General features: G+C 65.0%; 7 protein-coding genes. 1 reads left to right on the top strand and 6 read right to left on the bottom strand.

Annotated elements, in window-relative coordinates; all coding sequences use genetic code 11:
• Nucleotides 1–199: 199 nt before the first annotated feature.
• The 3 genes from H292_RS0123675 to H292_RS0123685 all read right to left on the bottom strand — a co-directional run bounded on the left by H292_RS0123675 (nucleotide 200) and on the right by H292_RS0123685 (nucleotide 3000).
• Nucleotides 200–1528: an IS1096 element passenger TnpR family protein gene (locus tag H292_RS0123675; protein WP_020113054.1), complete on the bottom strand. Its 1329-nt coding sequence runs from the start codon at nucleotides 1526–1528 to the stop codon at nucleotides 200–202.
• 69 nt (nucleotides 1529–1597) lie between these two features.
• Nucleotides 1598–2128: an LpqN/LpqT family lipoprotein gene (locus H292_RS0123680; RefSeq protein WP_020113055.1), complete on the bottom strand. Its 531-nt coding sequence runs from the start codon at nucleotides 2126–2128 to the stop codon at nucleotides 1598–1600.
• Nucleotides 2125–3000 (bottom strand): Cof-type HAD-IIB family hydrolase, encoded by an 876-nt coding sequence (locus tag H292_RS0123685; protein ID WP_020113056.1) that lies wholly within the window; start codon nucleotides 2998–3000, stop codon nucleotides 2125–2127. The genes H292_RS0123680 and H292_RS0123685 overlap by 4 nt, the downstream gene beginning before the upstream one ends.
• Nucleotides 3001–3046: 46 nt before the next feature.
• On the opposite strand from H292_RS0123685, the gene H292_RS0123690 reads away from it, so the two are divergent.
• Nucleotides 3047–3922 carry an aldo/keto reductase gene (locus tag H292_RS0123690; RefSeq protein WP_020113057.1) on the top strand — a complete coding sequence of 292 codons (876 nt, stop codon included), beginning with the start codon at nucleotides 3047–3049 and terminating at the stop codon, nucleotides 3920–3922.
• Here H292_RS0123690 and H292_RS0123695 read toward each other — a convergent pair.
• From H292_RS0123695 to H292_RS0123705, 3 genes are all read right to left on the bottom strand, one after another.
• Nucleotides 3919–5112 carry a metallophosphoesterase gene (locus H292_RS0123695; protein ID WP_020113058.1) on the bottom strand — a complete coding sequence of 398 codons (1194 nt, stop codon included), beginning with the start codon at nucleotides 5110–5112 and terminating at the stop codon, nucleotides 3919–3921. The two genes, H292_RS0123690 and H292_RS0123695, sit on opposite strands and share 4 nt — an antisense overlap.
• Nucleotides 5105–5755: an NAD(P)-dependent oxidoreductase gene (locus H292_RS0123700; protein WP_026347816.1), complete on the bottom strand. Its 651-nt coding sequence runs from the start codon at nucleotides 5753–5755 to the stop codon at nucleotides 5105–5107. The genes H292_RS0123695 and H292_RS0123700 overlap by 8 nt, the downstream gene beginning before the upstream one ends.
• 71 nt (nucleotides 5756–5826) lie before the next feature.
• Nucleotides 5827–10524 carry an AAA domain-containing protein gene (locus H292_RS0123705; RefSeq protein WP_020113059.1) on the bottom strand — a complete coding sequence of 1566 codons (4698 nt, stop codon included), beginning with the start codon at nucleotides 10522–10524 and terminating at the stop codon, nucleotides 5827–5829.
• Between the last annotated feature and the right edge of the window lie 438 nt (nucleotides 10525–10962).

Genomic DNA, 10962 nt, shown 5'->3' on the forward strand with positions numbered 1-10962 from the left:
ACGCCTGCCAGCATCAAGGGCAACTGTTCCAGCCTATCCCAGCTTGGTCTCGGATGCAAGCTCCGACTCTTGGGGGACAAACCAATCAAAAGCTACCGTACAACCTCGTTGTCTCCAACCTCTCGGCTGGAGTCGGTGTCCGTGTCGCTCTGACTCGACAAAAGTTACGCGACGACTCGCCGAACTCCAAATCGCCTGGTCAGAGGCGTCGGCTAGTCCGAAGCGCGTCCCGAGCGAACCGTCGAGCCCAGATCGGGGACTCCGCTCCCCCTCCTCCGAGATAGAACAACGGCCCGTGTGCACCGATCAGATCCAGAAATGCAACGGTCGGGTGCGCGATCTTCTGCGCTTCGAATGCGCCGTGGTCTCCGGTCACCCAGTCGAGTGCACCCGTGACTTCGACGATCATCGCGTCCCGTTGGGCGGGTGAAGCCGAGGCGGCGAGCGCGATCAGGAAGAGCGTTCCGGCGTCCTGTTCATGAGGTTGCTTTCCGAGAGGCAGCCGAGCTGCGCAGTGGTGCCAGAGCCCGACCGGGTCGTCGACCAATGCGGTGCCGACTCTGGTTCGAACGAGCTCCCCCTTGAACACGCGAACGAGACCCAGCGCCTTCGCGGCTTCCCTCAGGTCCGTTGCTTGGTGGTGGTCGGCTTCGAAGAGACTGTCGCCTACCCAGCCGATTCCCCAGTCCAGCTCGTCGCGGACGGCTTCCACTACACGGGGCGGCAATCTGCCGCCGGCCAGTGCGATGCCGGAGTCACCGACTTTCCGAAGCAGCCACATCATTTTCGTCATGGCGGTGTCAGCTACCGGCAGGTCGACGGAACTCTCGATGGTCAGCTCGCATCGAGGCAGTAGTTCCAGCAAACGAGGCTTCGGGACGGCACCGCTTCGACTGAACAGCCTCGCAACCAGTGCCGATGCAGCTGCGCTTTCGGTCTCCGACGAGCGAACTTCTCTGGCTCCGCGCAGACGTGTGTTGATCTCGTCCACTGTCGGCGCCGAGGATCTGCCGGATACTGCATCCGCGTCGGCCCCGTGGCCGGGGCAAATGTTCTCGGCGCCCAGGCACGTCGGCCGTAGGTCGTCGATGTCCATGTCCACCGCCATGACCTGCACCGACAAGCCACGCGCTTCATCGAACCGGTAGTAAGCACGATCGCCTGGGCGGGCCAGTACCGCGTCCACGCGCACATGATCGCCCGCCGCGTCGGTTCCGTCTCGTAAGCCAGCGGGAACGAACGTGTCCGACGCGGAGTCCAGCCGGTAGTGCTCGTCGTGCCAGCCCATCGCGGCCTGGATCAGCGCATGCAGTTCAGGAAGTAACAAGTCCGACCGAAGCCTCAAGCGTCGCCACACCGTCGGGACGTACGACAGAAGCTCGACGTGCAGCGTCAACTGCACGATCCCCGACGCCCCGTCGGCGGGTACGTCGCGTACGGCTCGTGCGAACTCGAGTTCCCGACGCGGCTCGGTCGGGAGGTCCGGCACCAGCGTCAGGTGCCGTGCGCGTCCGGTGCGATTCGGCATGTGTCCGACTGTAGTGAACTGTGCGGTGACTGTGCGTCGCACCGATCGGGTCCGAGCAGAACGGGTGAGCTATCCCAAATCGAACAGTCCGTCGTTGATCGCGGCGACGTCGAACGCGAGTTTCTCGGCTTGGCCGGCCAGGATGGTGACCGTCAACTGCACCAGATACTGCTCGTCGACACCGAGAACGGCGTACCGCGTCGTGACGTTCAACTCCAGTTGCTCCGCAGTGAACGACCCAGCAAGGAACCGTGCCGGCCACGGCCCGAGGTCTTCGACGCTTGTCGATGCCTCGGACCACCCCGGCATCAGTCGAGCATCGGTGAAGCTGCAGTCGAGTAACGGACCGGAATCGACTGTTGTGGAAAGCTTTCCGACAAGAAGCACGGCGTTCGGCGCGAATCCGTTCTCCACGAGCGAAGTCTCGACGAGCACGGCCGTCGCGCCGGGGAACTGCTCGGCAGGTGCCGCCTCCCACCCGGCCGGGGTGTGCGCCACCACCCCGAGGGCGGCCGCAGCGTCGCGCCCGATCGGCGTCACCTGAATGCCGTTCGACGAAAGGTACTGGGCGACAGTCAAGTCACCGCTGCCGGAAGTCATGAGGGGGCTCCTTCTGTCGAATGTCCTGCACGGTCTTCTGTCAGCTCTTCCAGGTACCGAGCCACCCCGTCGTCGTCGTTGGAGTGAAGGATTCTGTCCGCGATCTCTTTGATCTCCAGCATCGCGTTCTCGGTGGTCAGAGCGGTTCCTGCCCATTCGAGCATGGGGACGTCGTTGAACGCGTCACCGACGGCTGCGACGGCGGTCCGATCGATGCCCAACTCCTCGCACAACCGCGCCAGCGCGCTGGCCTTGGACACCCCTGTCGCCGACATCTCGATGTACGGTGCGCCGGAATGGGTCAATTCGACACCGTCGACCTCTGCGGCCAACACCGTTCGGTACAGCTCCACGCTGGGAACATCAGGGTGACGAGCAACGATCTTGACCGTCGGCTCGTCGGACAGAACCGTCGACCGGACATCCATCTCGTGGGGGTGCCGATGATGGTCGGCGAACACGCACAGAGCGGCGTATCCGTGCTCGGCGACGAATCGAGTCGCACCGACCGTCGCGAAGACGACCCCCGGCACGACGTCACGGACCCTCTTCATCGCCGTCGCGACCGCAGTCGCGTCGATGGACGTCGTCCCGGAGATGACGGGCGTGCCGTCGGCGAGATCGAGAACAACAGCTCCGTTGGCGCCGATCGCCTTGCCCGTGAATCCGCAGGACTGGGCCAACTCGTGGATGGAGTGCCTGGCCCGGGCCGACGCCCAGACAACCTCGATCCCGGCGGCCCGGGCGGCGGCCATCGCCGCTGCAGTTCGTGCCGAAACGGAACGCTCCGAATTCAACAGAGTCCCGTCGAGGTCTGTGGCAAGCAAACGAACCGTCACACCCACGATGATGCCAGCGCTCGCACCGGCCACGGCAATGCGGGCATGGTGGACGGTGGACGGCGCTAGCCTTGAACGTGTGAGCACTCCGAACCTGACCCTCAATTCCGGAACCACGATCCCCCAGCTCGGCCTGGGAGTCTGGCAGGCAGCCGACAGCGAGACCGAGCACGCTGTCCGGTACGCGCTCGACGAAGCCGGCTATCGCCACATCGACACCGCCGCGGCGTACGGCAACGAAGAAGCCGTCGGGCGAGGCATCTCGTCGGCCGACGTCGCGCGTGAGGACATCTTCGTCACCACCAAGCTGTGGAACGCCGATCAGGGTTACGAGCCCGCGTTGGCAGCCTTCGACACCAGCCTGAGCAAACTCGGCCTCGATTACGTCGACCTCTATCTCATCCATTGGCCGCTGCAGAACGACGATCGACTGCTCCGAACCTGGGAGGCGCTCGAACAGATCGCAGAATCCGGCAAGGCGAAAGCAGTCGGAGTGTGCAACTTCGAGCCTCGCCACCTACAGCTGCTGATCGACCGCGGCGGCCTGCTGCCCGCTGTCGATCAGGTCGAGTTACACCCCCATCTCACCCAGCAGGCGATAAAGGACACGGCCGCTCGGCACGGTATCGCTGTCGAGTCGTGGAGTCCGCTCGGTGGAACGAGCAACTCCGGGTGGGGCAAGGCATCCAAGCCCAACACCCTGCTCACCGACCCGGTCATCACGACCATCGGCGAGCGTCACGGTAAATCCGCAGCACAGGTGTTGATTCGCTGGCACCTGCAGAACGGCCTGATCGTGATCCCCAAATCCGTTCACGACGAACGGATTTCACAGAACATCGATGTGTTCGACTTCGAGCTCACGCCTGAGGACCTCAGCGAGATTGCCACCTTGGACGACAACGCACGCGTCGGTGCCCACCCCGACGAGCTGAATCTCGGCGCGCCGGACTAGCCCGCAGTCCGAGCACGGAGAACCAGAACGGTGATCTCGCTCGGCGCGAACACCCGGAACGGCGGACCCCAGAAGCCCGTACCGGGCGAGGTGTAGAGCTGGGTCCGCTCACCGTGCGCACTGAGACCTCGCACGGTGGGCTGATCCAGCCGAACCAGGTACCGGAAAGGCCAGATCTGCCCACCGTGAGTGTGCCCGGACACCTGCAGATCCACTCCGCGCCTGACCGCGTCGTCGACTTGTTTGGGCTGGTGGGCAAGCAGGAAGACCGGCACCTGCGGGTCCGCCCCGTCCAAGGCCCGATCCAGATCCGCGCCGTGCCCGTCCGTCCCCGAGCCCGACGCCGTCCGATCGTCGACGCCCGCGATCACCAGAGCGCTGCTCCCGGAACCGATCTCGATGCGGTCGTTGTGCAGCGCTGTCCACCCGAGCGATTCCATATGATCGAGCCAGGCCTGAGCCTCGCCGAAGTATTCGTGATTCCCCGTGACGTACACCCGCCCGTACCGAGCACGAACGTGCCGTAACGGTTCCACCTGATGCCGGCGCGCGGCGACCGACCCGTCGGCCAGATCACCGATGTGACACGCGACGTCGGCGTCGAGCTCATTGATTCTCTCCACCACCCTGGCCGACCATCCGGCGAGGTCGATCGGACCGTAGTGGGTGTCGGTGATCATCACCACTCGCAACCCGTCCAGGTCCGCGCCGAGTCGCTCGAGATGAACGTCCTTCTCGACGACGCGAGGCACCTTCATCGCCTCGTAGTGCCCCCACACCAGCAGCGCGACCACGACGACGACCACCGCGCACGCGACGAGCCTGGAGCGGAACGGATCCTCGATCCCGGCGACAGCCAGCACCGCGCCGAGGAGATTGCCCAGAACACTCCACACGAACAGCACCCACACAGCGCCGAGCACCGTGTCGCCGACTCGCGCCGCACGGTCGTCCCCTCGCGCGTGCCCCAGGACCATCGCCGTGGGCAGAGTGATCCCAGCCAGAAGGATTCCGACACATCCCGCGACCGACACGGCCGCCGGCCAATCCGTACCCGCGAAGAACAGCGTCCACAACGGAACGCCGAAGAGCAGCACCACGACCAACAGAACGACGGACGACACCGTCAACCGACGCACGAGCGGTGGCCGGTTCGGCGCCTCTACCGGCCGCCCGGTCCGATCACCCACGCAACGCGTCGGCGATGGGGGTGTCACCGTTGTCGAACTCGATGAAACGGCCGACGGTGGACTCGTCGTCCAATGCCGCTGCGATCGCTGCTGCGACGTCGTCACGGGTCACGGACGCCCCCGTCGCACCGGCGTCACGCGTCGTGATGGAACCGGTACCTGGTTCCAGAGTCAGGGCACTCGGACCGAGAATGGTCCACTCGAGCGACGTCGTTCGCAGATATTCGTCGGCTGCGGCTTTGGCGTCCGCATACGCGTGGAAAGAATTGTCCGGATCCACGCCGTGGTCCGGCCCCGCACCGAAGTACGACACCATGACGTATCGCGACACACCCGCGCGGCCCGACGCGTCCATCGATCGAATGGCTGCATCGCGATCCACGGCGTAGGTGCGCTTCGGGTCTCCGCCGCCCGCGCCTGCCGACCAGACGACTGCGTCGAAACCGTCGATCAGCGCAGCGATCTTCTCGACGTCGAGAGTCTCGATATCGGCGACGACCGGAGTGGCACCGGCATTCGCGACGTCGTTCACGTGTTCCGGATTACGGATGATCGCTCCGACCTCGTGCCCCCGTGCGACGAGCAACGGCGCCAGACGTAGTGCGATCTTGCCGTGGCCTCCGAAGATGGCAACTCTGGACATGAACACTCCCTCGAATGGAAACAGGTCGTGTTCCACGCTAACGCACAGCCACGGACGCGCCGGTCCTGCCGCTACGACCGTCGTCGACCGTGAAATCCGTTGATCGGCAGTTCCACGTCGACGATGCCGTCGTCCTCGGAACTCGCGCGGACATCCGCGGGGGAACTTGCGCGGACATCCGCGGGGGAACTCGCGCGGACATCCGCGGGCATCGTCCAGACCTCGGTGACGGCTTCCGCCGGCACGTCCACGTCCTCGTCCTCCCGCGATCGCCCGAGCCACCCGTTCCACGACGAATTCTCGTCCGCCGGCCGTGGAGCCCGACCGGGCAACGCCACCTCGGTGACGATGTCCTCCTTGCGCGGTTCGAGGTCCAACGGTGTCCACTCCATCGTCCGGATCGGGTCCGGGTCGGCGCGCACCGAATCGGGTTCGATACCACCGGCGGCGAGCGTCGACCACAGGGTGCTCATGGCGGCCTCGGGGTCGAGGTAGTACTCCGACTCGCGCACTCGCCAGAACGTCCAGCCGCACCGTTTCAGTTCCTGTTCGCGCTGGAGGTCTGCCCGTAGCCGCTCCGGACTGTCCAGGACCGTGTCACCGTCGCACTCGACCGCCAGCCGCGAGGCCTGCCCGGTGACGACAAGATCTATCCGACGGTTGTTCACCTCGACTCCCGGAGTCACGTGGTAACCCCGATCGCGAAGTTCCACGAAGATTCGCTGCTCGAACAACGACGCGAAATCTGTGTGGCGTGATTCGGCGTCCACTCCGAGCGGCATCGGAACAACCGATGCAGGCGACACCGACGTCATGTACCCGAGCAAACTGTTACGCAGGTCCGCGCGCTTGAGCCGGTCCACGGTGACCGAATGGAACAGCCACAGTTGGTCCTGCGCACGCGACGCCGCGACGTTGAAACGACGCTTGTACTGATTTGCCGTCAACGCGACGAAGGGCTGGCTCGGCGAGACGACCATGGACAGGAACACGACGCTGCGCTCGTCTCCCTGGAAGTCCGGGGGCGTGCCGACACGGAGTCGGCGATCCTCCCACTGGTCGATGCCGATACGTTTGATGAGCTCGTTGCGAATTTCGTCGACCTGCGAACTCCCCTGCAGTACAACGACTCCGAATGTCTTGCCGTGGTACAAGGGATCGGCGAGACACTTCACGATCTGGCCGACGATGGCCAACGCTTCCACGCGATTGACCAGCGTCGCGCCCTTGCCGACGACGGTGGCATCCGGCACGTACGTGTGCCGCAACGGTGGAAGCCTGTCCGCCCCGAACTGCCGCACCGGGACGAGTGGGGAATCACCGTAGAACTGCTGACTGGACCAGTTGATGATCTCCGGCATCGACCTGAAGTGCTCCCGCAGCCTGACGACCTGGCCGAATCTCGTCCGGAGCATCGAGAACAGACTCGATCGCGGCGTCAGAGTTGCGCGAACGTGTTCCGGCAGATCGGGAAGATAGACGTCCAACCTGGTGAAGACGTCCTCCAGGGTCCCGGTCTGCGGAACATCCGCCGGCGCGCACTGACGGTCGTCACCGACGACGATGACGCGCGGAGCCAGGTACAGCAGGAACAGGCTGCTGATGTCCGCCTGACTGGCCTCGTCGACGATGACAACGTCGAAGCTGTCCGCGACCGGCGGCACCGACGCGAGGACCTGTTGCAGAGGCATGACCCACGCCGGCACGGCACTCTGTGCGTCGCGCATGGCCGATCGAGCCGCACTTCGATAGGTCTCCGCGTACTTTCCCGCACCCGAGCCGATCGCGGAAATGTGTTCCCGATAGGTCTGCAGGGCACGAACTTCCACGGCCGTCATCCGTTCGAGGCAGTCACGCCACGCCATGGCCGCACCGAGCTTGGCGGTGAGAAAGGACAGGTCCGCCTCGGCCGCGTTCAGCTCGGCGTCGAGACGGTGTTCGAGGCCCGAGTCGTGTTGTTCGGACACCCACTCACGCGCCCGGCGCCACGCCCACGCCTTGGACATCTGCCAACTCAGCTCGTCCCATTCAGGGTCGGCCGCAGTCTCCACGACGAGCTCGTGCAACGCTGGTGCGGTCGCGATAAGCCTCGCGGACAACGCATCCTGTTCGAGTTGATCCTTCTGCTCGGCGCAGGCGAGAAGGTAGGAATCGCACGCGGCGGCAACCGCGTCGGCGTCGGCCGAGCTGATCGCGGCGACCAGCACGTTACCCTCCGGAGACGGACCACTGTCGATCTGGACCGCAACGCCGTACAGCACCCGCTCCAACTCGGCGCGAGCGACGTCCGCATCGATACGAGTCGCGATGGCACCGGCGGACCCCGCGAACTTCTGCGCGTCGTCGAGGGTTCGGATCCACGGGGCAGACGGAGACACTGCATACAAACGCTCGACCAGGGCGTCACGTGCATGGAGAACACCCGACACGCGAACGAGCTTGCTGGCGACGAGTTGCAGATCGTTGACCTGTCGTGACCGGGATCCGTCCGTGGACACCTCGATTCCCAAGTCGGCCAACAGAACCGACGCGGTACGAACGATGTCGAGAGCACGGACATGCTCGGCCACGAGACGCACGGCCGCGGCCGAGGCAGCAGCCGTCCCGTCCACCTCCGCCACGATGCCCAACTGCTCGACGGCCTTCTGCTGCTCGCTCTTGCGGAATCTCCCCTTCCATTCCAAGCCCGATTCCAGTGCCACGGCGAAGGATTCGAGAGCTTGGAACGCAGCGTTCGACGTCAGCGAACTGCGCACGTCGTGCGCGCCGACGAAACGGTCCGACTGCGCCGCGACGTCGACCGTCGACACTGTTCCGCTGACTCTCGACCACAGATGAGCGGCTTCGCCGGACAGAACGGAATCGGTCAACTGCCGATACACGGCGTCGAGCTCCTGGACATCGCGGACACGAGCGTCGAGCTCCTCGCAGAGTCTGCGGATGTCGAACGCAGCCGCCGGATCGACCCCACCGAGGAATTCGACCAGCTGAGCGGATTGATCGGACGTCGTCGGTGCCGTCGCGCTCGCGCGCTCGCACAGGGCTCTCAGCTCGGCCGAGTTGGGCAGCATCGTCTCGAGCGCGGGAAGAGCCTGTCCAGTCCTGACATCCCTGCCCTCACGTGCGGTCGCGATCAAGCGGCGCAGCCGATCGACCTCGGTCCCGCTCAGTGGTGGGCGCTCACCGAACAGGGGGCCCGGCAGCCACTCGTGGGCTCCCTCGAGCGAACTCACCTTGCGCACGACGGTCGCAGCTGTCCCCTCGAATCCATCCGAGATATACGGGTGTACAACGGTTTCCGCCGCCCTCACCTCGGCGACCGCATCCAACAACCCATCGCGTCGGGCGAGAGCTTCGGCGCGACGTGCGACGAGGGAGTCGATCTTCTCGGCGTCGTCGATGTCGTTGTAGGCCGCTTTTCGATCCGCGATGCGAGCCACGCTGCGACTGAGTTCCTCGGACCCGCCGCGCGACAGGTCGGTGATGGACACGCACAACTCCTGTAGATCAGGAGGAAGCTTGTCCCGCAGCACACGCAATGCTTGTGATTTCTCACTAGTGACCAGAACCCTCTGCCCCCGCGCGAGCAGCGAGGACATCAGGTTGGCAATCGTGTGCGTCTTCCCGGTTCCCGGTGGGCCCTCCACGACGACCCCACTGTCACGTCCGAGGCGATGCACGATCTGGGATTGCTCCGCGTTCGCCGGTAGCGGGAACATCGGGTCCTCGGCGATCTCGCGGGGGTCCGCCGCGCCCGACCGCTCCAGCCACGCCAACCGATCCGCCGGCTCGATGGGCTCGACCAGCTGAGCGAGACCGAGAGGTGCCGTCGCGCCGTCTCGTCCGAGCTCGGCGATCATCTGCTCGTAGTAGTCCAGCAGGGCGTAGGAGTCTCGTTTGCGCATCACCACTGCCGGAGACAGCGTCAGGGTCGGCTTGTCCGAGACCCCGAACGTCGCCGGGCGGTCCAGCTCGGCCCGCACCTCCAGGTCGACGTCGAGAGTGCGCCGAGCCCAGTCCACCAGATACTCCCGAACCGGCGGTGCGAGAGGAGACGACACCGACGACGCGAGCGTCTGCTGCAGCTCGACCGACCCCGAGACGTCGAATCGAGGGTGGGATGCGAGCAATCTGGAATCCTCCAGATGCGGTTGAGCGTGCGCGGCGAGCGTGACCAGCAGGTCCCCGGTGCGTACGTCCCTCTCGATGGTCGCCGACTGCGTCAGGACGTGAGTGCGGATCGCGGCCGACGAATCCGTCGCGGCGAGACCGAGCAGACCGGATGCGACGACGACTTCGACCGACTCCGGCCGCGAGGCGACCTCCTGCATCATCAGCTGCAGCGACTCGTAGAGAGACGCCTGGGGCCTGACCTTGCGATCGTTCTCCGCCCAGACACGCCACTTGGCTGAATACGACGCGAACTCCTGGCGAATCTCGTACGCCCGGCGGATGTCGAAATCCGCATCGGTGTCGCTGTAACCCGCCTCGGTGTCCTTCGATTCCTCCAGGTCGAGCGCGCGGTAGCGGCTGTCGCCGATCATCGCCGGGTCGACGAGCCCTTTCAGCAGAGCCGGCAGCTCGGGTGGCTCGGAGACGTCGACGCGTCCCGCTCGGAACACCACGCCACCTGCCCTGGCGTTCCTGTCGAGCCGGAGCGCGCCGGTCTCGCCGTCGATCCACTGAACCCGCAGGTGATCCTCGTAATCCAGCGTCGGCTCGGTACGTGCCGTGACGATCTCCCGCAGGAACTGCAGCAGCCGAAGCACTCGGCCTTCCACATTCTGACCATCGAGGCCTGCGTGACCGAGGCCCGTATGACCGCGGCCCGGAACCGATGAAGTCGACACTGCCACTACCTCTGCACTCTTCGAAACGGCCATCCTGGAACAGGTCGGATGCTTGCACTGAACCGCCAGAATAGTCTCCGGGACGGTAATGGTCATGGTCTCCGAACCGGTTGCCCGGTCTATCGTGCAAGTTCACAACGCGCGTTGTTCGACGTCGGCCGCACTCACAGGCCAACCAAGGGCGATCGAGCCCGCGTCGAAGTGTCGGGCGGGACCCACCGACACCCCTACCCGCTGGTAATGTACCGGCCGGTAACCGGGTACGTTCCACAACGTGAAAGTCGGCCTCTGCCAACGCTACTCGCCAGTATGCCGTCAAGTCTTCCGTGACAATTCATAGAGGAATCGCGAATAGCT

It is taken from the genome of Rhodococcus sp. 114MFTsu3.1 (assembly GCF_000383555.1).
Lineage (GTDB): Bacteria > Actinomycetota > Actinomycetes > Mycobacteriales > Mycobacteriaceae > Rhodococcoides > Rhodococcoides fascians_E.

What these genes read in the sequence shown, in the direction of transcription:
- H292_RS0123675 (WP_020113054.1), bottom strand. Translation starts at nt 1,528, where the DNA reads ATGCCGAATCGCACCGGACGCGCACGGCACCTGACGCTGGTGCCGGAC.
- H292_RS0123680 (WP_020113055.1), bottom strand. Translation starts at nt 2,128, where the DNA reads ATGACTTCCGGCAGCGGTGACTTGACTGTCGCCCAGTACCTTTCGTCG.
- H292_RS0123700 (WP_026347816.1), bottom strand. Translation starts at nt 5,755, where the DNA reads ATGTCCAGAGTTGCCATCTTCGGAGGCCACGGCAAGATCGCACTACGT.